The organism is Streptomyces sp. ID05-39B (assembly GCF_033794725.1).
GTDB classification, from domain to species: Bacteria; Actinomycetota; Actinomycetes; order Streptomycetales; family Streptomycetaceae; genus Streptomyces; species Streptomyces bobili.
Genome location: NZ_JARGEF010000014.1, coordinates 43,713 through 66,600, shown reverse-complemented (window position 1 = coordinate 66,600; position 22,888 = coordinate 43,713). Strand labels below are relative to the sequence as shown.

Annotated in this window: 24 protein-coding genes and 2 pseudogenes; 8 read left to right on the top strand and 18 right to left on the bottom strand. The window is 67.5% G+C overall.

Features of this window, described 5'->3' with window-relative positions; translation table 11 throughout:
* The 5 genes and pseudogenes from P1P75_RS06090 to P1P75_RS06070 all read right to left on the bottom strand — a co-directional run.
* Nucleotides 1–523 (bottom strand): helix-turn-helix domain-containing protein (locus tag P1P75_RS06090; protein WP_319252370.1); only part of this gene is annotated, 523 nt, incomplete at its 3' end.
* A gap of 94 nt (nt 524–617) precedes the next feature.
* The gene (gene whiG / locus P1P75_RS06085) at nt 618–1,454 is read right to left on the bottom strand and encodes an RNA polymerase sigma factor WhiG (protein ID WP_319252368.1); all 837 of its coding nucleotides are present in this window, start codon (nt 1,452–1,454) and stop codon (nt 618–620) included.
* Nucleotides 1,455–1,756: 302 nt separating this feature from the next.
* Nucleotides 1,757–2,917, bottom strand: a complete 1,161-nt coding sequence (gene dprA, locus P1P75_RS06080) for a DNA-processing protein DprA (RefSeq protein ID WP_319252367.1) — start codon at nt 2,915–2,917, stop codon at nt 1,757–1,759.
* A pseudogene (locus P1P75_RS06075) lies at nt 2,914–3,432 on the bottom strand (ATP-binding protein); the annotation flags it as partial. The pseudogene P1P75_RS06075 and the gene dprA, both read right to left, overlap by 4 nt.
* Before the next feature lie 338 nt (nt 3,433–3,770).
* Nucleotides 3,771–5,111 (bottom strand): ATP-binding protein, encoded by a 1,341-nt coding sequence (locus P1P75_RS06070; RefSeq protein WP_319252369.1) that lies wholly within the window; start codon nt 5,109–5,111, stop codon nt 3,771–3,773.
* Between the two features lie 180 nt (nt 5,112–5,291).
* On the opposite strand from P1P75_RS06070, the gene P1P75_RS06065 reads away from it, so the two are divergent.
* Entirely contained in the window at nt 5,292–5,489 is a 198-nt protein-coding gene (locus P1P75_RS06065) for a hypothetical protein (protein WP_319252366.1), read from the top strand.
* Between the two features lie 49 nt (nt 5,490–5,538).
* Here the strand turns inward: P1P75_RS06065 and P1P75_RS06060 are convergent, their stop codons facing one another.
* The 6 genes and pseudogenes from P1P75_RS06060 to P1P75_RS06035 all read right to left on the bottom strand — a co-directional run bounded on the left by P1P75_RS06060 (nt 5,539) and on the right by P1P75_RS06035 (nt 9,511).
* Nucleotides 5,539–5,787, bottom strand: coding sequence for a hypothetical protein (locus tag P1P75_RS06060; protein WP_319252365.1), 249 nt, complete (start codon nt 5,785–5,787; stop codon nt 5,539–5,541).
* A gap of 20 nt (nt 5,788–5,807) precedes the next feature.
* A complete protein-coding gene (locus tag P1P75_RS06055; protein ID WP_319252364.1) occupies nt 5,808–6,473 on the bottom strand; it encodes a hypothetical protein in 666 nt (221 codons plus the stop codon).
* 107 nt (nt 6,474–6,580) lie between these two features.
* Complete coding sequence (locus P1P75_RS06050) at nt 6,581–6,814, bottom strand: GntR family transcriptional regulator (RefSeq protein WP_319252363.1); 234 nt, start codon at nt 6,812–6,814, stop codon at nt 6,581–6,583.
* 201 nt (nt 6,815–7,015) lie between these two features.
* Nucleotides 7,016–7,096, bottom strand: a pseudogene (locus P1P75_RS06045) (DNA-processing protein DprA); the annotation flags it as partial.
* A gap of 418 nt (nt 7,097–7,514) precedes the next feature.
* Entirely contained in the window at nt 7,515–8,903 is a 1,389-nt protein-coding gene (locus P1P75_RS06040) for a hypothetical protein (RefSeq protein WP_319252362.1), read from the bottom strand.
* Nucleotides 8,903–9,511 carry a hypothetical protein gene (locus P1P75_RS06035; protein ID WP_319252361.1) on the bottom strand — a complete coding sequence of 203 codons (609 nt, stop codon included), beginning with the start codon at nt 9,509–9,511 and terminating at the stop codon, nt 8,903–8,905. Before P1P75_RS06035 ends, P1P75_RS06040 begins: the two co-directional genes overlap by 1 nt.
* 385 nt (nt 9,512–9,896) lie before the next feature.
* Between P1P75_RS06035 and P1P75_RS06030 the strand changes: the two genes are divergently transcribed.
* Nucleotides 9,897–10,451 carry a GNAT family N-acetyltransferase gene (locus P1P75_RS06030; protein WP_319252360.1) on the top strand — a complete coding sequence of 185 codons (555 nt, stop codon included), beginning with the start codon at nt 9,897–9,899 and terminating at the stop codon, nt 10,449–10,451.
* On the opposite strand, the gene P1P75_RS06025 is transcribed toward P1P75_RS06030, so the two are convergent.
* Complete coding sequence (locus P1P75_RS06025) at nt 10,412–12,004, bottom strand: hypothetical protein (protein WP_319252359.1); 1,593 nt, start codon at nt 12,002–12,004, stop codon at nt 10,412–10,414. The genes P1P75_RS06030 and P1P75_RS06025 overlap by 40 nt on opposite strands.
* Before the next feature lie 242 nt (nt 12,005–12,246).
* Here P1P75_RS06025 and P1P75_RS06020 point away from each other — a divergent pair, with 242 nt between their 5' ends.
* Genes P1P75_RS06020 through P1P75_RS06000 form a run of 5 tightly spaced genes read left to right on the top strand, consistent with a single transcriptional unit; the run spans nt 12,247 to nt 16,455 of the window.
* The gene (locus tag P1P75_RS06020; protein WP_319252358.1) at nt 12,247–12,696 is read left to right on the top strand and encodes an ATP-binding protein; all 450 of its coding nucleotides are present in this window, start codon (nt 12,247–12,249) and stop codon (nt 12,694–12,696) included.
* On the top strand, nt 12,693–13,151 hold the full coding sequence (locus tag P1P75_RS06015) for a hypothetical protein (RefSeq protein WP_319252357.1): 459 nt from the start codon (nt 12,693–12,695) through the stop codon (nt 13,149–13,151). Before P1P75_RS06020 ends, P1P75_RS06015 begins: the two co-directional genes overlap by 4 nt.
* 30 nt (nt 13,152–13,181) lie before the next feature.
* Nucleotides 13,182–14,396: a phosphotransferase gene (locus tag P1P75_RS06010; RefSeq protein ID WP_319252356.1), complete on the top strand. Its 1,215-nt coding sequence runs from the start codon at nt 13,182–13,184 to the stop codon at nt 14,394–14,396.
* Complete coding sequence (locus P1P75_RS06005; protein WP_319252355.1) at nt 14,393–15,328, top strand: NAD(P)-binding domain-containing protein; 936 nt, start codon at nt 14,393–14,395, stop codon at nt 15,326–15,328. The genes P1P75_RS06010 and P1P75_RS06005 overlap by 4 nt, the downstream gene beginning before the upstream one ends.
* Nucleotides 15,325–16,455 carry a hypothetical protein gene (locus P1P75_RS06000; protein ID WP_319252354.1) on the top strand — a complete coding sequence of 377 codons (1,131 nt, stop codon included), beginning with the start codon at nt 15,325–15,327 and terminating at the stop codon, nt 16,453–16,455. Before P1P75_RS06005 ends, P1P75_RS06000 begins: the two co-directional genes overlap by 4 nt.
* Nucleotides 16,456–16,594: 139 nt before the next feature.
* Here the strand turns inward: P1P75_RS06000 and P1P75_RS05995 are convergent, their stop codons facing one another.
* The 3 genes from P1P75_RS05995 to P1P75_RS05985 are packed head-to-tail and all read right to left on the bottom strand — an operon-like array spanning nt 16,595 to nt 20,346.
* Entirely contained in the window at nt 16,595–18,070 is a 1,476-nt protein-coding gene (locus P1P75_RS05995) for a hypothetical protein (protein ID WP_319252353.1), read from the bottom strand.
* On the bottom strand, nt 18,067–19,986 hold the full coding sequence (locus P1P75_RS05990; RefSeq protein ID WP_319252352.1) for a DEAD/DEAH box helicase family protein: 1,920 nt from the start codon (nt 19,984–19,986) through the stop codon (nt 18,067–18,069). The genes P1P75_RS05995 and P1P75_RS05990 overlap by 4 nt, the downstream gene beginning before the upstream one ends.
* 42 nt (nt 19,987–20,028) lie before the next feature.
* Nucleotides 20,029–20,346, bottom strand: coding sequence for a hypothetical protein (locus tag P1P75_RS05985; RefSeq protein ID WP_319252351.1), 318 nt, complete (start codon nt 20,344–20,346; stop codon nt 20,029–20,031).
* Nucleotides 20,347–20,582: 236 nt separating this feature from the next.
* Between P1P75_RS05985 and P1P75_RS05980 the strand changes: the two genes are divergently transcribed.
* Nucleotides 20,583–21,263 carry a YdcF family protein gene (locus tag P1P75_RS05980; RefSeq protein ID WP_319252350.1) on the top strand — a complete coding sequence of 227 codons (681 nt, stop codon included), beginning with the start codon at nt 20,583–20,585 and terminating at the stop codon, nt 21,261–21,263.
* A gap of 68 nt (nt 21,264–21,331) precedes the next feature.
* Here the strand turns inward: P1P75_RS05980 and P1P75_RS05975 are convergent, their stop codons facing one another.
* The 3 genes from P1P75_RS05975 to P1P75_RS05965 all read right to left on the bottom strand — a co-directional run bounded on the left by P1P75_RS05975 (nt 21,332) and on the right by P1P75_RS05965 (nt 22,779).
* On the bottom strand, nt 21,332–21,505 hold the full coding sequence (locus P1P75_RS05975) for a hypothetical protein (protein WP_319252349.1): 174 nt from the start codon (nt 21,503–21,505) through the stop codon (nt 21,332–21,334).
* A gap of 66 nt (nt 21,506–21,571) precedes the next feature.
* Nucleotides 21,572–21,964 (bottom strand): hypothetical protein, encoded by a 393-nt coding sequence (locus tag P1P75_RS05970; protein WP_319252348.1) that lies wholly within the window; start codon nt 21,962–21,964, stop codon nt 21,572–21,574.
* On the bottom strand, nt 21,961–22,779 hold the full coding sequence (locus tag P1P75_RS05965) for a GntR family transcriptional regulator (protein ID WP_319252347.1): 819 nt from the start codon (nt 22,777–22,779) through the stop codon (nt 21,961–21,963). The genes P1P75_RS05970 and P1P75_RS05965 overlap by 4 nt, the downstream gene beginning before the upstream one ends.
* Nucleotides 22,780–22,888 lie beyond the last annotated feature (109 nt).

The window sequence follows — 22,888 nt, the reverse complement described above, 5'->3', positions numbered from 1 at the left end:
CCGCCGCCTCCGTCACCGCGGAAGGCTCCTCCACCCCCAGCTCGATCCTCCGCACGGCCGCGTCCACGACCCCCTGGACCAGCATCGCCGCCAGCCGTGGCTCCGCGTGCCCCAACTCCCCCAGCGCGTCGACGATCATCGCGACGAGGCCTCCGTGGGCGGCCCGGATCTTCTCCCGCGCCCCCGCGTCCAGTTCGCTGGCGGAGATCGCCACCACGGCCCGGTGCCGCCGGTCCCCGACCAGTGCCAGCTGGCGCCGTACATACGCCTCGACCTTGGCCTCCGGCGCATCCGCCGCGGCCATGGCCGCCTCCACCTCCGCCGCCCAGAGGGGGAAGTCGACCTCGCACAGTTCCTCGACCACGGCCGCCCTGGACCGGAAGTACTCGTACACGGAGGAGCGCGCGAGCCCCGTCCGCTCGGCGAGGGCGGGGAAGGTCAGCGCCTCCGTACCGCCCTCGGACAGCAGTGAACGAGCCGCGTCCAGCAGGGCGGCTCGCTGCATCGACCGGTGCTCGGCCACGGAGGCCGCTCGAATCCTTGGCACGTCAACCACTCTACGGACGCCGCACCCGCATGGGGAGTGGCTCCGCCCTCACGACCGGTCTCCGGCGCGCTCAGCGACCGAAGCTCGCCAGTTTCGCGCGCAACTGCAGCACGGACTTGGTGTGGATCTGACTGACCCGGCTCTCGGTGACCCCCAGCACGTTGCCGATCTCGGCGAGGGTCAGCCCCTCGTAGTAGTACAGCGTCACGACCGTCTTCTCGCGCTCGGGCAGCGTGTTGATGGCCCGCGCCAGGAACCGCCGCAGCTCCCGGTCCTCGGCCACCTCCACGGGGTTGTCCGCGGCGGTGTCCTCCAGCGTGTCCATGACGCTGAGGCCGCCCTCGCCGCCCACATGCAGCAGTTCCTCCAGGGCCACCACGTTGGCCAGCGACAACTGGCTGAACACGGAGTGCAGGTCGTCCACGGCGATGCCCATCTCGGCGGCCACCTCGACCTCCGACGGAGTCCGTCTGAGCCGCGCCTCCAGGGTGGCGTAGGCCCGCTCCACATTGCGCGCCTTCTGCCGTACGGACCGGGGGATCCAGTCCAGCGCCCGCAGTTCGTCGATCATCGCGCCGCGGATCCGGGTGATCGCGTACGTCTCGAACTTGATCTCCCGGTCGATGTCGAACTTCTCGATCGCGTCGATCAGCCCGAAGACCCCCGAGGACACGAAGTCGGCCTGCTCCACGTTGGGCGGGAGCCCTACGCTCACCCGGCCCGCCACGTATTTCACGAGCGGCGAGTAGTGCAGGATCAGCTGTTCCCGCAGCCGCTCGTCCGCCGTCGCCTTGTACGACCGCCACAGCTCGTCGAGTGTCGAGGGAGCGGGCGGCCGCACGCTGCCACCGTCGCGGGCGGCTGGGGGGATCGCCGCCCGGTCGGACCCGGAGGTGTGCTGGGGCATTCGTCGCCTTGTGTCGTTCTGCCGTGATGTGTGTGCGGTGGGGGTGCCTGGGGTGAGCTGCCGGTCTGGCGTCGGTCTGATGTCGAGTGGTGCCGAGTGGCCGGTCTGTGCCGGAATCCACGTGAGCGTAGCGTGACTGAGGTGTCGCGGTGTGCGAACTCCACGCCCCGAGATGTACGCAGATACGTTCCGCTGGGTGCCCCCGCGGGGCAGGCCGGTCACCGAGGGCGACCGGCGGGTCGCGTCAACTGCGGGCATTCTCAAGGGGTTCGGCATTCCCCCGGACGGCCGAACCCTGTCGGTCAACACGGGCCCCGCCCCGCTCGGAGGGAGGCCATCGCCTGGCGTGTCAACTTCCAGTCGTCGCCGTGTCGTTCGACGTAACCAAGTGCCCTGAGTTCGTACAGTCTCGCGATCACGTCGTCCTTGGTGGTGCCGCCCTCGCGGGCGATCTCGTCGACCGCCGCCGCCCGCCGGCCGGGAAGCGCGGCCAGGACGCGCCGGGCGTCCGGCTCCAGCAGGTCGCGGGGGAGCACCGGGCCACGCCGTTCCGGGGCCAGCTCACCGATGTCGCCGACCAGTTCGACCACCTCCGCCGCGTCCGTGACCAGTACGGCCTCCCCGCGCAGAAGTTCGTGCACCCCCGCCGACAGCCCGCTGGTGGCGGGCCCGGGGACGCCCATGGTGTGCCGGCCCAGCCGCTGCGCCGCCCGCGCGGTGACCAGGGAGCCGCTGCGGTAGGCGGCCTCGACGACCACGGTGCCGCCGGTGAGCGCGGCGATGACCCGGTTGCGCAGGATGAACCTGCTCTGCGTGGGATGGTCGCCCGGCGGCAACTCGCCCACGACCAGGCCCTGATCCGCGATTCTGTTGATCAACTCGGTGTGCCCGCGCGGGTAGGGCCGGTCGACCCCGCAGGCGAGTACGGCGACGGTGGCGCCGCCCGCGGCGAGCGCGCCCCGGTGTGCGGCGCCGTCGACGCCGTAGGCGCCACCGGAGACCACCACCCAGCCGCGCTCGGCGAGGCCGGCGGCGAGGGTGGCCGCCATGTGCGCGCCGTACGCGGTGCAGGCGCGGGCGCCGACCACCGCGACCGACCTGAGCGCCCACATCCGCAGGCTGGGCCGGCCCCGGACCCACAGGCCCAGCGGGCGGGCGTCTCCGAGGTCGTCCAGCGGGCCCGGCCACTCGACGTCCCCCGGACAGACGAACCGCACCCCGGCCTCCCGGGCGACGGCCAGGTCCCGCTCCGGTTCGGCCCGCGCGGCCCGTGCCAGGAGTCCGGCCCAGCGCTGCCCGGTCGCTCCGGGCAGGGCATCTCCGGCACCGCGCAGCCGCCGTACGACCTCCTCGGCTCCGCGCTCGCGGACCCAGGCACCGCCGGCCTCGTCGCCGGGTTCGAGGACCCGGGTGAGGAAGGCCCGCGCGAGCCGCTCCCCGTCCGGCTCGCGGGTGCCGGTCATGTCAGGGCTCCGAGCGCCATCGGCACGCCGCGTGGAACCCCCGTACGCAGTTGGAGGGCCAGGGCGACGTCCCCTGCGTCGGGCCGGTCGTGTCCGACGAGGTCGGCGACGGTCCAGGCGACGCGCAGGACGCGGTCCAGCCCTCGGGCTGTGAGCACCCCGCGCTCCAGGCTCCGCTCGGCATCCTCCATGGCTCCGGTCATGGGATGCCAGCGGCTGCGCAGCTCCCGTCCGGGCACCTCGCTGTTGGTCCGCCAGGGAGTGCCCGCCAGCCTGGCCCCCGCTCGCTCGCGTGCGGCGCGGACCCGGTCGGCGACGGTCGCCGTGGAGTCGCCGCCGGGGCCGCGGTGGGCCAGCTCGGCCCGGCTGACCGGGTCGATCTCGACCCTGAGGTCCACCCGGTCGAGCAGTGGCCCCGAGAGCCGGGCCTGGTAGCGGCGGATCGCCGAGGGCGGGCACTCGCACAGGGTGTCGCGCTGCGAGAACCGGCCGCACGGGCAGGGGTTCGCCGCCAGCTTATGGGGGTTGTTCATTCCTGTCCGTTGTCCGCTCTGCAGCCCCGAGCTGACCGGGCACCCCTGCACAGGAAGACCCGCACCAGCTCACTGGCGCAGGTCACTCACGTTTCCTACTTCTCCGCTTGTCACTCTTAGTAGCTTCGCCGTGAATGGCCCTGGAACCCTCAGCTACCTTGCTCCGCGCCCCTACCTCGGACACGAGCCACAAGCGGGCGTCTTCGGCCAGATCGGATCTGAAAGCGCCACAGATCAACAGGGAGCCGTCCCTCGGTTGAGAGACACCCGTACACCGTCGACCTGGAGACGAGGCGCACTGCCGTTGCTCTGCGGCTGGGTCAGGGATGGGAGTCTGGCGGCTGGTGGGGCGGAGTGATCCCTTTGAGGACAGTCTCCATGCCGAGCAGCCCCGCGTCGAGCGCGGCCTGCTCCATCCATAGAGTCACTTGCTTCCAGCGCTCGGAGGCGTCGGCCATGTCGAGTGCAGGGTCGACGAGGAGATGAGCCCCACGCGACGGGCCAGCATTCGGGATCTGCGTCAACGCCGTGGTGTCGAGGACCTCGGAGACCGGCCGTCCCATGACGACGTGGAGGTTCCGCGGCTGCGGAACAGCCAGCGGGTCAATGGCGGCCAGCTCGGCCAACGGCTCGACGATTCTCCGACTGACCAGCGTCACCACCATCGCATCCACGAGTTCTGCAAGCCTCTGCACGCTGATCCGCTCTCGGCCGGGCTCAACGGGGCGGACGCCCCGTTGCAGCACCTCGGCCATGTCGCTGATCCTCGCAACGACGTCGAGCTCAACGTTGAGCTGCTGGCCGTGGTGTCCGTACGACCCCGGAATCTGAAGGCGCGCTACCGCCTGCACCGGGTGGTCCATACCCGAGGGCCAGTTGTCAGGACCTGCTGACCACTGCAACCGAACCTCACGCGAACGGTTGAAACCTTCCCGACGGAAGGGGGTGAGGCCACCGCTCCACGCCGGGCCCAGACTCAGGCTTCTGAGCAGGCTATTGAGCCGGGACTGGTTCAACGCATCGGCGAACGCGTTGACGCTTCGCTCCGAGAGAGGCCGCCACAATGCCGCGGCGGAGACTGGGAAGTTCAGTCCAGTTCGAATGACGAAGTCCACGGTCGGGTCCTGCCCACCCTGGGGTCTCTGAGGGATATCGGGAGCCTGGAGATTCCATGCTGGCTCTGACGTTGAGCCGGTCTCCTCGAACAGGTCCTTAAGCCTGCGCCAGTCCGCTGGGTGAGTGGTGCTGTGGTCTCGTACGTAGGCGACGCCGTCGACCAGGAGTGGGCGCGGGTGCAGGCCGGGGACAACACGAAGGACGAGTACGTACAGGTCTGACCCCTGCCCCAGAGGGACCGGGATGATCTCGGGCACCCAGGGCGGCTCGATCTTGGCGTGGCAGTGCTCAGCCACAGCATCGATGGTCTTCTCCTTGACACCCCTAACGACCCGGGTCTTGTCGGTGACGCCGATCAGCAAGAGACCACCGTAGGTGTTGGCCAGCGCCGCGACTCCCCGGGCGACGGTATCGGCCATCTGTTCTTTGTATTCGACTGTCGGCGCTTCGGGACCGACCTGACGTACCAAGGCACGTACCCGCTCGATTGTGAACTCTGACGGGGCTGCGTGCAGCAGAGACAGTGTTGAAACCACGCCCCGCATCATCCTCCAACACCCGAGCAGACCACGCCACGCGCCTGACAGCTACTTTGCAGCTGCGGGCAGAGGCTGGGGACCCGGGACTTACACGGCCCGACCGTTCCTCGGCCGCCTCTCCGCCCCAGACGGAACGGAAGCCTCCGTGCCCTTCGCTGCGGCCGAGGGCTCCAAGGTATTCGGACCGTGAACCTCTCTCTTGGTGTCAAGGCGCTGGTCGTCTTCACCTGCATCTTGTTCTCCGCCCTCGTCGGTGTCGGAGGTGGCTGGCTCAGCCACAAGCCCGGCGGATACAAACGTGACGCTGTCCTCGTCGGCGGCGGTACGTTCGGCGGCACTTTGACGCTGATCATCTTCGTGCTGGCGACGCTCGGCGTTCTGTGAACGTGCGGAAGCCCTGGAGACCCAACGCGGTCACCGGGGCTCCGACGCATCAACCGAGGGGGACAAGGCGGAACAGCCGGGGCACCCCCGGACCGACGTACACACCGTGCGGGCTGTCGGCGGTCTCGACCCAGAACGTCTCTGGGTGATCCTTCAGGAACTTCTCAAGCTCATGGGACAAGTCGTCATCCCAACTGCCTTCCTTGGGCGGCCAGTACTCCCGCTTGCCGTCGAGCCGCAAGACACGCTGCCACCCGTCGCCGATCCACACTTCGATGTGTAAGAGCTGCATGGCCACCAAGTTGCCACAGAACGAGGTCAGTTGGTCGAGCTACCCGGCTCGATTTCCTTGGGCTGCTCCCCCGCCAACAAGTGCTCGCCGATGGTCTCCGGCTTGGCATCCATGCCCAACGCCTTCATCGCAGCTGCCGAGTTGAGACGGTCCCTCTCTTGCGGGTCTTCGACACGATCAATGAAGGTCATCGCCACTTCGAGGTTGCGATCGTCGTCGATCTTGGTCTCGTTACTCTCAGCCGCCTTGATCAGGTTGACCATGGTGCTCTTCGAGTGCTTCGCCAGCGCGCCGCCACCACCTGTGATCAACGCACCTGTCAAGCTCGTCACAAGCGGTACGTAACTGCGGCTGGGTTTTCCGGCGTGCACCAACGCCAAAGCTGCGCCCGTCAGGATGATCACCGCGCCGCCCGACAGGAACGCCACGCTCAGGCGAAAGGTCCACTCGGACTGCTTCATCGTGTGGTTCAGGAAGGCGAACTGGAAATCCTGCCGCTTTTCCGCAAGTCCTTTGGGCTGATCGATGAAGACATTCTGGATCTGAACGACCGGTTCGGCCTTCTGCTCATCCCGGGGTTGACTGACGGCCCGCCATGCGCGCGAGGCAAGGGCATCTACTGCCTGCCGAGCCAACTCCGCACCAATGATGCCTGCAATTTGGTAAGCGACCCCGCTCGCCTTCCCTGTCATCGCATCCGCCCCGCTCGCCTGAAGTACCCCTGTGTCAACGCACTTCAGATTAGCGCCAGGAGTCGACAGCCCCGACCGAACGCAGATTTCCCCACAGGTGCGCGCTACTACCGGTCGGCGACGAACGTGCCCAGGCCCAACTCGGTGCGCACCTCGCCTGTGTCACGCAGGTGCGCGAGGGCCTTCTGAGCGGTGCTGGCCGTGATGGCGAACTCCGCACTCAACTCGACGATGCATGGCACCCGGCTGGCCGGCGCATAGGTCCCGTCGACGATGCGCTCGCTGATGGCCTCGGCCATCTGGCGCCAGATCGGGCGGGAACGGTCAAGATCAGCACTCACCCCCAGCACGCCAGGACGAGGACCCGCCCATGGCCGCGTAGGCCATCGGGGGGCCTCCGTCGCCCTCCCTGGACACAGAAGACCGCCCCGGGTGCTCGATGCCCGGGGCGGTCTTCTGTGCAGGGGGGAGGGCCGTCCCAGGGCGCAGGCGGCGATGGCCACCCGGAACCGGATCGGAGCCGGAGCGGCACCCCCGGGGACAGGTGCTGGCACCCCCATCGTGTGACGGCCGAGCCGCTGTGCCGCCCGCGCGGTGACCAGGGAGCCGCTGCGGTGGGCAGCGCTGGACCCGGCTCGGCCCCTTGGCGTTCTCCACGGGTGGCCTATCGTGTCGTCTCGTCAAGGTGCGCCCGTACAGCGTCGGTAAACGCGGTGAGCGAGTTACGGACATCCTCGCGCGCTTCCAACATGCCAACGGGCTTGATGGCAAGTCGGAGACCGCCAACGCGGAGGTGCGTACGCAGCATTCCCAAGAGCGGCGTGAGTGCACCCGTGTCAGCGATAGCCTGCCACGCTGCGTTCACTCTCGGGTCGGCCGGCCCAGAGGCCTCGCCGAGGGCGGCCGTGATCACGTCGTTCTCTTCGGCTGCTTGCTCAAGGCGGTGCCGGGCATGAGCGGCGCGTTGGCAGGAAAGAACTCAACAATATAGCCGATCTACAGGAGACGGCTCTTCCGTCTTACGGCCAGGCCAGGCCAGGGTCATGCCTCATTGCTCAGCAGACTGTATAGCTGATCACTCTCGGTTCTGGACAGATCGCGCAACAGGGGAAGCGCGAACTGGATCATCTCTGAGAGATAGAACTTAGCGCCCGTCCTGCCTGACGCGGTCAGGCTCTCCAGATCACATTTCAAATGCCTCGCGCCGCCAGGCAGGGGGACGACAGCAGAAACTGCTGAAGACCGCTTCGTTCCCAGCACGTTGGCAAGTTGCTCCAGGACGGTGTCGCGCCAAATTGCAGTTCCAGTTGGCGCCCTGTAATCAATCCTGCGTCCATCATCTGACTCGATAGTGATTTCATCGAGGTTGATGTCAGATGTTTTTGCCCTGTGAATCAGCAGACCGAGATGTGGCGGAATGGGATCTGGACGCTCGATGGAGTCCATCGCAGATGCCGAAGCCGGCGAGAAATGAGTTACATAGTTTCTCGTTTCGAACCCGAGCAGACCAGTCGATACAAACCAGCGGAAATGCAAGCTATCGAGGTCATTACTCTTGATCCCTGAAACCCTGCAACTCTTTGCCCGCAGGCGATCGATGCTGGCTTCGATCAAATATTGCAGACCGTCTGATTCCCGAGACACTTCGAGCTCGCACAGTTTTTCCAGGGTGATACCTGAACCAATCCGTCGCCAGAATTCAGGATCCTCTGAAACTGTGATGTCGAGAAGAAGTTTAAGGCTCACCGGATCAAGCTCTGCCGTGATTCCTGTTGCCCCTGGGAATGCAGATGCAGGCGCCCCAGACCCTAGCCAAACAGCATGGAGGAGGCGCGTCAGAACACCAGCACGTGCAGGATCGAGCAGTTCTTCGGCCGCAACAACAGCTTCCCGAGTTTCCTCGACCCCGGACACCTGGGCGGCATTAAACCCTGCGTCCACCGCACTGCTCACTGACCGGGCCCGCTCCTCGTTGAGGAGCCCTCGGCCTCCTTGTAGGACGGCATGAGAGAGAAGCCCTGTGATGGGGCTGTCGATTCCGGCTTCAGTAAACTCATGGATGCTTGACGGTGTGGCAACAAGTGTGCTGGCGTTTGCCGATTCATTTTCCAATTCACTAGAACTGGAACTATCCCTCAAAGGGACGAGCGGCATGATGATGGGATTTCTTCCCGCGACAACAGCGATATCTTCTCGGATGTATTCCGGGTTGTCGCTCGTCCGCAGGTATACGTGCCGTGATGTTGCCTCGCCTCGCCAGTGAAGCACTAGGTCCGGCGCGTATGTGTGGTTGAAGAAATCCGTTGACTCGATCTGGACATCTTGATCAGACGCTTCGAGTCTCGCGATCACTGCATTCTTGATGGACGACACATTTCGCGAAGGGTCCTGGTCGGTGAGATCGGAGATCACTACGGAAAACGCATCCATCACAGTTCACCCCTCTTCATCTGCTCTGTGAACACCAGGGCCCGGTTCTCGGGGGTAATTACCAGCTTCTCCTGCTTCTCGGAGAGGACGAAAATCCACATCCGGTCAGCAACATCTTGAGCGAGGGTGGCATCAATCATCGAATCCGCTTCGGATTCGTCCGAGGTGCCGAAAACTCTGACGCGATTACGCTCCAACAGGAGCCCTTTTTTGACGCTTTCCGCAGAACAGAGGTTGTTCCAGGTCTTTACTCTGAAGGGATGCCATGTGATCCACATGAAGTGGTCAGCTAGGCGAAACTGGTCCCTCCGAGTCAGGTAACATTTAGCGACCCAGTCGTCGAAGTGTATTCCCTGATCTGAATCGCTTGTATAGTTCTTGCATTCCGCAACGAAGAACTGTCCGTGGAACTCTCCGCCGGAGAGGATTCCGCCTACGTCGAAGGAATATGGCTGTTCTTCGCCATGAGGCCACTTGAATTCAAGACGTGCTGCATGAACAGCGTCCTCATTCGTCCATGAAGAGCTCACACGAGTCGTCGCGTCAAGCCAGAGCTTGGCGCGCCGCGCCCCGTCGGCACCCTTCTGATGCATGGCCTCACCTGGCATGCATGGATCCTAGCCGCCCCTTCCCACAGGTTGAGCACCGTTGGACGGACACCCTTCCATCCCCCACTGACAACAGATCCAGGTAGGACCGCACTGCTACAGAGGCTGATCAGGGGCTATGCCCTACTGCACAGCGCTGACGATCTCCTCGGTGACGTCTACGAACTCCGCGGGCAGCCGTCCGTGCTCCCGCTGGAAGCCATGAAGTTCTCGACCACGAGCGCTGATCGCCTGCACCCAGCCTGTGGCTACTCCTTCGATCCCCTTCTGGCGCCACGTAGTTCAGAGAAGGGACGGCAGCGCCGAATCTCACCGTGGCTGACGCCTTTGGGAGGACGGGGACGGGCCCTGTCGCCGGTTCTGGGAGCGTTCTAGCCTAACCGCCATGACGATCAACGACACATCCCTGACGCATCACGAGGGCGCGGAAGCCGCCGCGCTGCTGGAGGAGTTGTGTGACGTTTACGCAGACGCGTACGGAGTAGACCCTGGCGAGGAGAAGACGGCCGCGTTCCGTCGGCGGGCGGAGAAGCAGTTCGCGCAGCCCGGCTTCGCCCTGGTGACAGCGCGGGATGGGGGCCGGCTGGTCGGGTTTGTCTTCGGCTACACCCTCCCGGCCCGGGATACGCACTGGTGGGGTGGGGTGCAGCCGGAGCCGTCGGCGGAGTTCTTGGAGGAGACCGGGTCGCGGACTTGGGTGCTGTCGGAAATCGAGGTGCGGCGAGCTTGCCAGGGCAGGGGGACGGGCCGGGCTCTGCATGACGCGGCGCTCGGCGCGCGGGACGAGGAGCGGGCGACGCTGGCGACGGGCCCGGACGCCGCGGCGCAGCTGGTGTACGAGTCCTGGGGGTGGCGGCGGGTGGGCCGGATTCCCGGGGACGAGGGGGACTACTACTCGGCCTACGACTTGTTCGTGCTGGAGTTGCCGGTCAGTCGGTAGTGGGCCAGGAGGTCGTCGAGCGTGCGGACGGCCCGGCTGCGCTGCCAGGGGGTGAGGGCGGTGCGGAGGTCGGCGATGCGCTGGGTGATGCGCGGGGAGCGGTTGACCGCGGAGATCTGAGCAATGTCGCCGACGATGGTGCTGGCCTCGGCGATGTCACCCTGTTGGATGTGGGCCTGGCTCTGCAGGGCGAGGGTGTGGGCGTAGTTGTGCACGTTGGTGGGGTCGATCATGGGCAGTGATGTGTGGGCGGCGGCCAGGGCCTTCTCGGGGGCGCCGAGGACGAGGGCGCATTCGGCGTTGGTGCCCCAGTAGAAGGACTCGTCGTAGAAGTACCACCAGGAGGCGAGCGCGGTGCCGGCAGCCATGTCGCGTACGGCAGCGTGTTCCTGTTCGAGGGCGCGGTGGGCCTTGTCGTGCTGCTGGGCGGCGGCGAAGGCGCGGGCGGCGACGTCGGCGGCGTAGCCGAGGGCGTGCGGGCTGTCGGTCTGGGCGGCCCAGGCCTGGGCGGCGATGGCGTGGTCGATGCCGACGCGGGGTTTGTTCTGCCAGGTGGCGAGCTGGCTCATGGTGCACAGGACGTAGGTGACGAGTTCGGTGTTCTCCGCGTCGTGGGCGGCGGTGCGGGCGTCGTCGTAGTAGTACTGGGCGGCGCGGTAGTCGCCGAGGTTGTACAGCTGCCAGCCGACCATCTGGCTGAGTTCGGCGTACACGGTCAGCACCCGGGCGCGGAGGTCTTCAGGGGCGCTGGCAACGAGATCCGCGATGACGTGCCGTTGGGCGAGGGCAGTCTGCAGGGCGATCTGCGGGCCGAGGACGTCACCCTGGCGGCGGTAGTGCTGCAGGACGCGTTCGGCGTGGGTGATGGTGGCCAGGTCCAGGCGGCTGGGGTCGTCCAGGACGGCGGCGACGCGGTCGCGTTCATCGGCATCGGCGATGTCCAGCAGAGGCGCCGCGGCGGCCACGGTGAGCGCGGTGCTGATCTTCAGGAGCAGTTCGCGGCGGTTGGGCCCTGGGTTGGCCTGCTGTACCCACATGATCAGTGCCTGTGCCAGTTCCTCGAAGCGTACGTCGTGCAGCCGGTGAACCAGGGTGCCTGCCAGCTGCGGGGTGAGTAAGAGCGGTTCGGCGGCGAGGCCGTCCAGGAGGTCGGCGCCGACTGCGGGGGCGAGGCCAGCTGGGGCCGGTGACGGGTGTGGCGGCGGGTGGCCATGGTTGGGGAGGTCGGCGAGCAGGTCGGCCACGGCGCATTCGTAGAGCTGGGCGAGCCGGTCCAGGGTGTCGAGCGAGGGGGCGTGCCCGGTGCTTGCGGGCCAGAGTTCCCAGGTGGAGATGTTCTTGAAGGTCTTGGGGTCGTCCGGCCAGCGCCCGTTCCACAGCTCGGCGACCTGGCGCTGGCTCAGGCCGCGGGCCAGCCGGGGCGCCACGCGGGCGTTGACCCGGTAGCGGTGCCGGACGGCGGCGGCTGCCTCGGGCCAGGTCTTGCCGGCCGCTCGCAGCTCGGTGGCGAACTGTACCTGTTCCTGTCTGCGGCTCCGTGGTCTTGCTGCCACCCAACCCCCCTCTCGGCCGTGTGTGGATCGCACCTTATTCAGCACGGTAGCGCGGTGAGGTGCGTGTCAACACGCGTGTGTTCTTTCCCGGTTGAACCAGGAGATCGGGGCCTCATGTTGGCGGTTGGACGGGATGGCTCTGCGTGCTGCGGCGGCGCAACAGTTGGGGCTCCTCTTCACTAGCGAACTTGGTTCGCGGTGTCGCCCGTTTCTGCCGACGTGCCTCGGGGTGATGCAGCGTCATGCGTCTGAATACCCATACCGATCCGGGCCTGACACAGGCCGGTTCTTCTTCCACCACGGTCCGAGCCCTGGAGATAAGCATCGCTGCGGACAAGGCGCTGGTCGCCGAGGTGCGGCACTCGGTGCGGGCGACGCTGGCGTCTTGGGGCGCAGGCGCCATCGCCGACGACATGGCGGTGGTGGCGTCCGAGCTGGCCGCCAACGCGCTCAAGCACGCTGGCAGTGAGGCCACGGTGCGGCTGCGGCTGACGGAGGGCCGGGCGCTGCTGGAGGTCGATGACAGCTCCATGCAGCGGCCGGTAGCGCGCCGGGTCGGCGCGGAGGTCGAGGAGGGCCGCGGCCTGTTCCTGGTGCAGGCCCTGGCCGCCGAGTGGGGCTGGAGACATCGCAAGGGCGGCGGCAAGACGGTGTGGGCATCCCTTCCCGCACCCGCGGGGTGTGCGGCATGACGGCGTCTCCCGGCGGCCACGAGCCGCTGAACGCCGCCGACGTACGGCCGGGGTTCTGGTGTGAGTGCCTGCTGACATCAGCGGAGTCGGACAGCACGGTGCTGGTCGGCTCCTTCGACGCGTATGCCGCCGGCGACGCGGTGCGCTGGATCCGCATCGCCGTACGCATGTTGGTCTCCGTGGTCGACGCGGCCGAGGCCGAGCCGGTCCACGAGTGGCTGCTGTTCGGTTCGAATCCCACCGCCGCGGTGCTGGAACGCGGCGAGTCGTTCGCCATCACGCTGCAGCACGAACCGCTACGGCTGGCCTGGAGTGCGCGGCCCGTGCGTTTCCTGCCGCTGGCCCACCGCACCGGCCGTGCGCTGCCGCCGTGCGCGCTGGAGTGGTCCCAGCCCGCCGCGCTGCGATCAGCCCTGACGGCTTCGCAGAACCCCCATCTGCCCGCACGCCGCTGACGCGGCCTGCCGAGTGCGAAGGAGTCATTCGTGAGCACAGCCGCAGCACATACCGCCCCGGGGCCGGTGCCGGACGTGGCCGAGGTCTTCGTCTTCGCCCAGGACGAGATCCGCTTGGCTGCCGCCGAACTGTGGCCCGGCGGCCGCGTGGAGCTGTCCTCCCACATCCCGAGCGTCACCGGTTACGTGCACCGCATCCGGGTGGGCGGCCGGGAGCTGTACGCCAAGCATTCCTTCCTGGGGATGTCGCTGGTGTCAATCTTGCGCGGCGTCGCTGGTGACTGGGCCGAGGTGCAGCGTGCCCAGGCCGCGTACATCCAGCGGCCGGATTCGCTGCTGGTGCGGGAGGCGGCGCAGCTGCGGCTGCTGGCCGGCCTGGGGCAGCCCCGGGTGTGCGAGGTGGCCGGTCTTGCGCGCGGGGTGTTGTTCACCGCGCCGGTGCCCGGGCCGACGCTGGCCGCACTTTTGTTACGGGACCCGGCGGGCACGGCCGCATTGTTCGAGGCCGTCTTCGCCGACCTGCACCAGCTGCACCGCTCGCGTACCGCCCAGCGGCTGGCCCCGGCCGGGGCGATCTCCGAGCGGAGCGTGGCAGCGACGTTCCAGCGGAAGTTCAACGGCATCAGCGGCCAGGCCTACCTCAGCCGCCTCGGTGCCGAACGGTGCGCCGAGGACGAGCGGGCCGAGGTGACCGCGCTGCTGCGGGCGGTGGTCGCCCGGCTGCACCGGATGCGGCCGACCGTGCTCGCGCCGGGCCAGGCCGTGCTGACGTACGGCGATCTCAAGCCCGAGCACCTGGTGTTTCCCGACGGGCCCGGTGGGCGGCCGGTCCTCATCGATCCGGGCCTGCTGCGCGCGAGGTCCTCGGTGGACGCCGCCAAGCTGACCAGCCGCACCGTGCTCCTGCTGGCCTCCGCCCGACCCGGTGCTGCGGCGGCCGAGGAGATCGTGGAGGGGCTGGGGACGTTCGCCGAGCAGCGGATGCGGCCGATGGCGCCCAAGGCGGCCCGCTCGTGGCTGCGCGAGCTGCTGATCGTGTGGCTGATGGACACCGTCAACATCCTCACCACCTTCCTGTCAGCCCCGGAGGTGCTGCCGCTGCCGCCGCGCGGGCGCTCGCTGGTGGAGCGGGCCGCGGTGGTGTGCACCATGGCTGATCGCATCAGCACCGCTCTGGGCGGCGGACTGGACGTGCACCGCGTGTGGGGCACCGCGCTGGCTCAGGCGAAGGCGGTGGCCGAATGACCCGGGCACCCGTCGTGGATGCGGTCGGCGTCATCGGGGCGGGGGCGGTCGGCCAGGCCGTGGCCGCCGCGCTGTGCACGGCCGGCTTCAGCCGCCGTCTGCTGATCGCCAGCCGCACCCCGGAACAGGCCGGCGCCCTGGCGGCGGACATCGACGACATGCGGCAGGCCACCGCCTCACCCGTACGCCCCCGCGTGGGCCGGGTGGCGGACCTGGCCGACTGCCAGGCGGTGGTCATCGCCGTGCGGGCGTCCTTCACCAACACCCGGAGTGCCGACGTCCGCATGGGCGGCGCGGTCGCGAACGCGCCGGCCATCGGCCAGCTGGCCGCCGCTCTGTACGGGTACACCGGGACCGTGCTCGTGGTGACCAACCCGGTGGACGTAATAAGCAGGCTGTTCGCCGAACTCTCCGGCTGCGAGCGGGTGTTCGGCATCGGATCGAACCTGGACAGCGCCCGCTACCGGGCCGCGCTCGCCCGCCATCTGCACGTTCCGGCCGCGGCGGTGGACGGGCACGTGATCGGCGAGCACGGGGACGCCGCCGTGATGTGCGCATCGGCCACCACGGTCAACCACCAGCGAGTCCCCCTGCCGCTGCAGCAGCTTCGTGACGAGCTCGCCACCAGGGCCGGGCGCATCAGCGCGGGGATCGGCCGCACGCGCTCCGGGCCTGCCGGCGCCGTGCTCTCCGCCCTGCGCAAGACGCTCGCGGTGGACGACGGGATCGAGGAGCTGTCGGCCCCTTACGGGGGCGGCTGGCTGGGAATTCCGTTGCGTTTCACCCGGGGCGAGCCCGTAGCGTGCCTGCCCTCCCTCGACGCGGCCGAGCAGCGGCAGTTCACCGCGGCCGACACCAAGCTCCGCACCGCCTACCAGTCCGTGCGGTCCCTGCCCGAACTTTCATCTTCTGACAGCGAAAGGGCTTCATGAACACCCTCACCGCGACGCGGCTGCATGCCGCGGACGTCAACATCACGATGGTCAGCAACACTCAAGCCGTCACCGACTACGCGCGCCGCTACTTCGGCTCGTGGTGGAACGCCTTCGAGGTGCCAACCGCCAGTGTGTGCGCCGCCCCGGTGGTCTTCGCGGACGTCGACGAAGACCAGTACGCCACCCTCCAGGCCCTGATGGAGACGTGCCCGCACGAGGAGACCACCTACGCCAAGGCCGCCACGCTCGTGGCCCGCGACGCCGAGGGCACGATCACCGCGGTCAGCCCCACGCAGAAGCTGGCCTACCGGCACGAGCCGTCCACCGGCCGCCTGTCCGTGATCGGCACCGAGAGTGAGCCCGTGGCGCTGGCCGCCGCGCGGATCGCCCGGGATGCCCTGCGCGGTCTGCTCGTGCGGGACGGCTGGACGCTGTTGCACGCCTCCGCCGTATCCGACAACTGCCGCACCGTGCTGGCCTTCGGCGAGAAGGGCGCGGGCAAGACCACCACCGCGCTCGCCCTGGCGAATCTGGGCTGGCAGCTGCTGGCCAACGACCGGATCTTCGTCCGGCCGGACGACAAGGGCCAACTGCAGGTCCTGCCCTGGCCCTCGGCCGCCGCGATCGGCCTCGGTCTGCTGGACGCGCTGGGCTGGCACGACGTCGCCCGCAAGCGCCTTGAGGCCGGCGAGGCTCTCCACCCCACGCAGCACCCGGACGTCACCGACGCTGTTCTGGCCGGGCGGCGCGAACCACTGTGGGAGCCCGACGGCAAGCGCGAACGCAAGGTGCAGGTCTACCCCGACCAGTTCGCCAGCTGGTTCGGCCTCAAGCTGGCCACCAGCGGCCTCGCCCAGGCCGTGCTGTTCCCGCAGATCCAGCGGGACGCCGCCCCGGCCGTCGAAGGCTGCCGCCGCACACTCGGGGACGCCGACTTCATGCACGGCGCGACCGAGGACCGCTACCCCGACATCCTCGGCCTCGCCCCGGCCGGCGGAAGCGGCAGCAGCGACGCCCGTCATAGCGTCGCCCACTACCTCGACAAGCTGCCCCACCACACCGTGGTCCTCGGCCATGATCTGGCGGCCAACGCCGCCTTCCTCCACCAGCTGCTCAGCGAGTAGCCCCAAGCCCCTGCCGGGCGCCAACCATCGGCGCCCGGCAGGTCGACGGTACGGTGGATGTACACAGCCCTTTCTCCTCATCCGGCGCGCGGCCAGGTTGAGACTGCTCTACGGACTGGTACGGAGTGTTCGGGATAGCTCAGCTTCTCGGATGAGCCCGCTCCTCATTGACGATCATGGTGGCCAGTTCGTTCACCTGCTTCTGAAGTTCAGTCAGCTTTTCGCGCAGGTCGTCGTCAGCAACGGCTGCGAGATCGTTCGGATCGATCGCCTGGATGCTCTTGGCCGTGGTACTCAGAGCCTTCGAGAACTTGGTGCGCTGCTCGCGGAGTTGAACCTCTGGGTCGGCTTCGACCGCGAGTGTCGTGAAGGATTGGATGGTCCCGTACGCCTCGGCGACGGCTTCCGGGGTCGCATCGGGTCCGTTGACTACCTCAAGGAGTTTGGCGATTTCCTGCCTGGCGTCTTGGGGCAGCGCGAGGGTTTGACCGGCCGGCGTACGCACCTTGCCTTCTCCCGCAACATGACGAACGTACTCGGCGCGTTCGGCTTTCCGAGACTCAACCGCGGTTTCCTTGCGGAACACCGGGTCGTCGGCAATGGTGCGGGCGAGAGCAGTGCGCAACTCACTGTCGTTTCGTGCGCGTTCCAGAAGCGCCGTGCGGGCGGCTTCCGCAGTACTCTCGTCCGCAAGGATTGCAGCCTTCATGGCACCTGGGCTCTTCGCCGCGTAGATCACCTTCCGGACGCTGATGCCCGCCTCGTGAGCTCCGGTCACCAGGGCTTCGGCACGCTCTGGGCTGACATCGCCAGGGGCGAAGCACTCCGTCCAGGTCTTCGCAGTCGGGAGCGGAACATCCATACCGGGCTTGAGCTGGTCGAACGAGGGCAGAGCGTGCATCTCGACGCCCCTCTCCCACGCGCGGTGGTATCGCATGACACGGCGAGTACTCCATCCGGTCAGGCGAGCGAACTCCGAGACGGAGACCTTCCGCCCCGGACCGCCTTCATTCGGATCGTGGTGATCGCTCTCCTCGTGCCCGCCAGCCTTGCTCGGTTGTACGCTCCGCGCGACTTTGAGCGCCCACACCCATCCGCCGGACTTGCCGACCAAGCGGAGCTCAAAGGCATCGCGGTTGACGGGGTCGTTGAGATCGGCGTCAGGCTCTGCAGCCGCTTCCGCTTCTTGGAGAGCTTCCGGGTCGTCGGAGGGATCACGCCACACCAGCTCCTGCTGGCTCTCTCCCGCGACGTCCTGTGCTTCCGGCTCGATCCAGACGTTCTCTTGCGATTCAGGGCGCTCGAAGTCCGATTCGGGACGCCCGATCAGGTCCGTGACGAGGCGCAGAGTCTCGGCGTCGTCGGCGACCAGGCGCATCAGTTCGTCGATGCTGTAGCCCAGCCCCCTGGTCGGCTTTGCCGTGACGAACGACTCGAAAGACTTGTGCGTCACATGCTCACCCCGGGGAGTGGTGAAGTTTCGCCAGGACCCCTCTTCGACTACCTGTCGCACCAGGCCGGGGACGGATTCCATGCCGTTCAGCGTGGACCGCATCGAGGAGCTGAGCGCGTTGACCAACACCGCGTTTCCGGTCGCGCTGTGAGGCTCGTTCACTTCGCTTGCTCCACCCTAATCGCGGCCTCAACTGTCACCAAGCGCTTCTGAAGTTGCTCAAGGGTGGCAGTCGTGACGTTGTTCTGGAGACTCTGGTTCAGCTCTCCGTTGATGTGCTGGTAGGGACGATTGGTGAGCGCGGCCAGCCGACCCACCTTTCGATGGATCAGCTTGCGGAGCGTCTTTTTCTGGTCTCCGAGCGGCTCACTGTCGTCGACGACTCGCTGAGGCGGCATCGATTGCGGATTGAACGCCCCGGCGGAGCTGAGCAGGCTCGCCACCCACTCGCTTGTGACGGAGGCCGGCGCTGGACCAGACATCTCCATGGTGCGCTGAGCATATGCCAGCTGTTCGGGGGTGAATTTCGAGCCGCTTGCAATGGTCGCATGGTGTGTCGCGTCGGAGGATCCGACGATCTCGTAGGCAGGGAACAGAGTGCCGGAGTCGCTTTCACCGTCGCTGCTCTGGCCTTCGCGGATCTTCTTCTCTTGTTCAGCGAGTGCGGCGTCAACGGTCTTTTCGATGTCTTGCGCGTGGGCGAGGAAGATTGGGAGGGAGGGGATGAACACCCGTGCTGTAGTGGGGTCGTCCTCACCACGCATACGCACGAACCGCCCCACGACCTGGGTGAAGAACATCTTGGTTCTCACCCGGGAGGCGTAGACCCCGACCCCCAAACGCGGAATGTCGACACCCTCGGCGATCATGTACACCGCCACGACCCAAGGAGCGGTCCCCTTCGAGAAGTCCTTGATGATCTGTGAGGCGTTCGGCTCGTCGGAGATAGCGACGGGAATGGGCACGCCTGCGATGCGTTCGAGGATCTTCGCGTAGGCATTGGCTGCGAACTGATCGCTGGCCACTACCAGGCCGCCCGCGTCCGGAGTGTCGATGCGCATCTGCAGAAGGGCCGTGTGAGCCTCCTGGAGTACGGAGGGAATCCACTCCTCGTTGGGGTCGAGGGCCGCCTTCAGCGCCGGAGGCACTTCGTCTTTGTCGGCTTCGCTCAGGTCAACGGACGTCACAGCCAGCTGTCCCGAACGGCGCCACTTCGACTTCCCGTCCCAGGCAGGAAAAACGGCTGGCCGGACGACTCCCCCGTCGATGAGGGCTGTGCCGTAGTCGTAGTTGAAGCCGGCGACGGCTCGGCGCTCTTCGTCGTAGGTGACGAACGGGATCGGCTTGCCGTCGGTGCGGAACGGCGTGCCCGAAAGGAGAAGGCGTCGAGCCGCAGGCTCGAAGGACTCCTTCAATGCCTCGCCCCACCGCAGGTCTTCGCCGTCGCCAGCATGATGGATCTCGTCGAAGATGACGAGAGTGCGCTTGCTGCCAGTGAGTCTCTGCCACAGCAGCGGCGAGGAGGCAACACCCTGGTAGGTCGCCACGACACCGTCGAAGTCGGCGCCGACTGCGCCGTTCCTGTTCTCGAAGACGTGATCAAGCTTGATGCCCCTGCGGGCCCCCGCCTCCGCCCACTGGCGACGGAGGTGCTTGGTGGGGACGATGACCACGATCCGCGTGACGACGCTGCGGTCGATCAAGTCCTGAGCGATGGCGAGAGCAAGGGTGGTCTTTCCGGCCCCAGGGGTGGCAACAACGAGAAAGTTGCCGTTGACGCCGCCGTTTCGGGAGTGGTAGCGCTCGCGCGCATCGCGCTGCCAGTCACGAAGACCGGAGGAGTTCGTCATGGAGTTGGATCCCTTCTGCAAGTTGCATTGAGGGCAGAGCGCCTGCCCGTTCAGCACATCGGTTGGACCACCCTTGGACCACGGCGCCATATGGTCGCCGTGCCACCCAGGCTCAAGCTCCACTCCGCAGTTGACGCAGCATCCGCCGGCTGCAAGGAACAGTGCGACACGCTCCGCGCTGTTGAACGAGCGGCGGCGATCACGGGACTGGTCGGAGACTCCTGCCATGAGCGGCAGAGTATCGGTGGGCACTGACAACGAAGCGGTCCTTCATCGCCCTCGGACCTCCTGGGCAGCCTCGTGTGCACGGCGGAGCTGGTCCGTGAGGTTCGTGGCAGTGGTGGCGGCCTCGCCGATGACGCGGGCCACGCCGGTGGCATCGTCCCGGTCGCGGGCCATCCGGTCCACCGCGGCGGAGGTCTGCAGCAGGATCTGGGGCAGGCGCTCGGCGAGCTCGTGGAGGTCGCGCAGGACGCGGGCCGCGCTGCGGGGGCTGTCGTACTCGGCCTTGCCGCTTTCGAGGTCCTGGGCAATCTCGCGCAGGGTCTTCGCGGCGTCCCGTGACAGAGGGCTGGGGTCGTACGGCACCGGGTGATTCCTCCCGATCACGGTGGGCAGAGCTCCCAGTCTGCCGCCGCTGACCTGCCCATACATCCGGATCGGCGAAGTTGGCGGGCAGGAGGCGTGCGTGGTGCCCGGCGTACCCTCCCCGGGCGTCGAAACTATAGTTGACGCACCGAGGGGGGTACGGGCCCGCCGTCGATCACGAGGCAGCGGAAGGATGCGCCGTGCGCCGGACACAGAGCGACCGGGGAGTGGCGACCGTGGCAGACGCCGAAGGACAGCAGCGCGTGATTACCGCCCAGGAGTGGCGGGATGCGGAGCTGATCTGGGACTACCACCAGATGCACCACGAGGTGCGGCCGTGCTCGGTGGGGATCGGGCTGGGCAGCCACGATCTCGGGGTCGCCTCGCACACCGTGGACCTCTACCGGCAGGGTCTGTTCCCGGTGATGGTGTTCACCGGCGGCAACAGCCCGACGACGAAGGCGCGCTTCCCGCGGGGCGAGGCGGTGCACTACCGCGAGCACGCCCTCGGGCTCGGTGTTCCCGAGGAGGCGGTGCTGGTGGAGCCGAGGGCGGCGAACACCGGGCAGAACGCCGTCTTCTCCCGCCAGGTGCTGGCCAGGGCCGGGATCGTGCCGGAATCGGTGCTGGTGGTGTGCAAGCCGTACGAGGAACGCCGCTCATACGCGACGTTCAAGAAGATGTGGCCCGAGGTCGAAGTGGTGTGCGCCTCGGAGCCGGTGGGGCTGGCCACGTATGTCGAGGGGATCGGGAACGCGAAGCTGGTCATCGACATGCTGGTGGGCACGTTGCAGCGGGTGATGGTGTATCCCGAGCAGGGCTTCACGATCCCCCAGGACGTCCCGGAGGACGTGGCCGCGGCCTTCAAGTGGCTGGCTGATGCCGGCTTCGACAGCCGCCTCCTCCTTCCCCGCTGACCTGCCCGTATGTGCTGGTGCCCCGTGAAGTCGCGCTTCACGGGGCACCAGCACATACGGGGCGGCTGTCACTCGGCCCGGTGATCTCCTGCTTCGGGCGGGCTGCCCGGCGCAGTCTCGGCTTCGGCGATCATCCGCAGGCCTGTCTCATGGAGTGTTTCGTCACCGTGGCGGTCGTTCTCCTGCCTCAGTTTCCGCAGTGCATCGGCGTAGGCGATGCCGCGCAGTTCACCGAGGCGCACCGCGTCCTTGTTCCTTCCCACTGTTCCTCCGGATTGTTCCCGTACTGACAGGGGGCGGGGGACGTCTCACCCCGCCAGGCCGAGAGCCTCGGCGCGGTCGCTGTCGTCGAGGGTGTCCGCCCAGGTGATGTAGGCAGCGCGGGCCTGGTCGACCGTGAGTCCGGCGGCTGTGGCGATCTCGCTCCAGGTGCGGCCGTGCTGCAGGGCCTGGCGCATCAGGGGCGGCTGTTCGTCGCCGATCTGCACGGTGATCGCGGTGCCCAGGACCAGAGCCGCGATCGCGTCGGAGCCGGCCGCGGTGGCGGTGTCCTCCGGCGGCAGGCCGCGGAGGGTGCCTGTGAGACGGTCCTGGTGGCGCTGGCGGCGGTGGGCCATGTCGACCACGTCGGCGGACGGCACGTCGCCGGGGGCGGTCAGTTCGGCCACGTCGAGCGCGTGGGGCTTTCCTTCACTGGTCATGGTTCTTGCCTTTCGGCCTGGTCACGGGCGGAGTCGGGCATCTGGAAGCTGTAGCTCCAGCTGAAGCGGCTGGCGGCGTGGACGCCGAGGGCGTACTCGATCACGGTCTCGTCGGCGGTGTAGGTGGTGCGTTTGAGGATCACAACGGGTTCGCCGGGCGGCAGCTCCAGCTGCTCTGTCTCGGCTGGGGTGGGCATGCGGGCCCGTAGTTCCTCGGTCATGTGGTCGGGCTCCAGGCCGAGCTCGTAGAACACGCGGAAGCCGCCCCCGGCCCCGGCCGGGCCGGGTGTGGGGTCGACCAGCCGGGTGCCCTCGACGTGGCTGGGCCGGTAGTAGCTGGTCAGCGTGTGGGTGGGCTGACCTTTCTCCTTCACTAAGCGGGCTCGCGCGTAGACCTCCGAGCCCTCCGGGATGCCCAGGGCGGCAGCGATCTCCCGGGTGGCCGGCACCCGGCTGACGGTTTGGGTCTGGTCGGTGCGGCTGTACTCGCGGCCCGAGGCGACCCGATCGGCGATGAACGCCACCTCGTCGCTGTCGCGCCATTTCGCCTTGTCGTAGCGCTGGATCCCGAGCCGCTTGAGCGGCGGGCGGTCGCGGGCGTAGACGCCGCCGCCCTGCCTGCTGGTGACCAGTCCGGCGTTCTTCAGCCGGAGGATCGCCTGGCGCACGGTCTCGCCTGTCACCTGGTACTTCGCCACCAGCTCGCGCGTGGTCGGGAGCTTTTCTCCCGGCTCGATGGCGCCGGATTCGATCTCTGCTCTGAGATCGTCGGCGATCCGCTGCGCTCCGCGCGGCCTCGGGTCCTTTGCCGTCATGGGCACAGAGTAGAGCACCTTCACTAGGCAAGTCACAAGCACTTCACTAGTGAAGTCTTGACGGGGTTGCCGATCTCCGTCTACCGTCGATCTCACCAACTTCGCTAGT

Coding starts and splice junctions, on each gene's coding strand:
- P1P75_RS06000 (WP_319252354.1), top strand. CDS start 15,325: ATGAACACCCTCACCGCGACGCGGCTGCATGCCGCGGACGTCAACATC.
- P1P75_RS06015 (WP_319252357.1), top strand. CDS start 12,693: ATGACGGCGTCTCCCGGCGGCCACGAGCCGCTGAACGCCGCCGACGTA.
- P1P75_RS06055 (WP_319252364.1), bottom strand. CDS start 6,473: ATGACAGGGAAGGCGAGCGGGGTCGCTTACCAAATTGCAGGCATCATT.
- dprA (WP_319252367.1), bottom strand. CDS start 2,917: ATGACCGGCACCCGCGAGCCGGACGGGGAGCGGCTCGCGCGGGCCTTC.
- P1P75_RS05990 (WP_319252352.1), bottom strand. CDS start 19,986: ATGGCAGGAGTCTCCGACCAGTCCCGTGATCGCCGCCGCTCGTTCAAC.
- P1P75_RS06030 (WP_319252360.1), top strand. CDS start 9,897: ATGACGATCAACGACACATCCCTGACGCATCACGAGGGCGCGGAAGCC.
- P1P75_RS06005 (WP_319252355.1), top strand. CDS start 14,393: ATGACCCGGGCACCCGTCGTGGATGCGGTCGGCGTCATCGGGGCGGGG.
- P1P75_RS06040 (WP_319252362.1), bottom strand. CDS start 8,903: ATGGATGCGTTTTCCGTAGTGATCTCCGATCTCACCGACCAGGACCCT.
- P1P75_RS05970 (WP_319252348.1), bottom strand. CDS start 21,964: ATGACCAGTGAAGGAAAGCCCCACGCGCTCGACGTGGCCGAACTGACC.
- P1P75_RS06070 (WP_319252369.1), bottom strand. CDS start 5,111: ATGCGGGGCGTGGTTTCAACACTGTCTCTGCTGCACGCAGCCCCGTCA.
- P1P75_RS06020 (WP_319252358.1), top strand. CDS start 12,247: ATGCGTCTGAATACCCATACCGATCCGGGCCTGACACAGGCCGGTTCT.
- P1P75_RS05965 (WP_319252347.1), bottom strand. CDS start 22,779: ATGACGGCAAAGGACCCGAGGCCGCGCGGAGCGCAGCGGATCGCCGAC.
- P1P75_RS06035 (WP_319252361.1), bottom strand. CDS start 9,511: ATGCCAGGTGAGGCCATGCATCAGAAGGGTGCCGACGGGGCGCGGCGC.
- whiG (WP_319252368.1), bottom strand. CDS start 1,454: ATGCCCCAGCACACCTCCGGGTCCGACCGGGCGGCGATCCCCCCAGCC.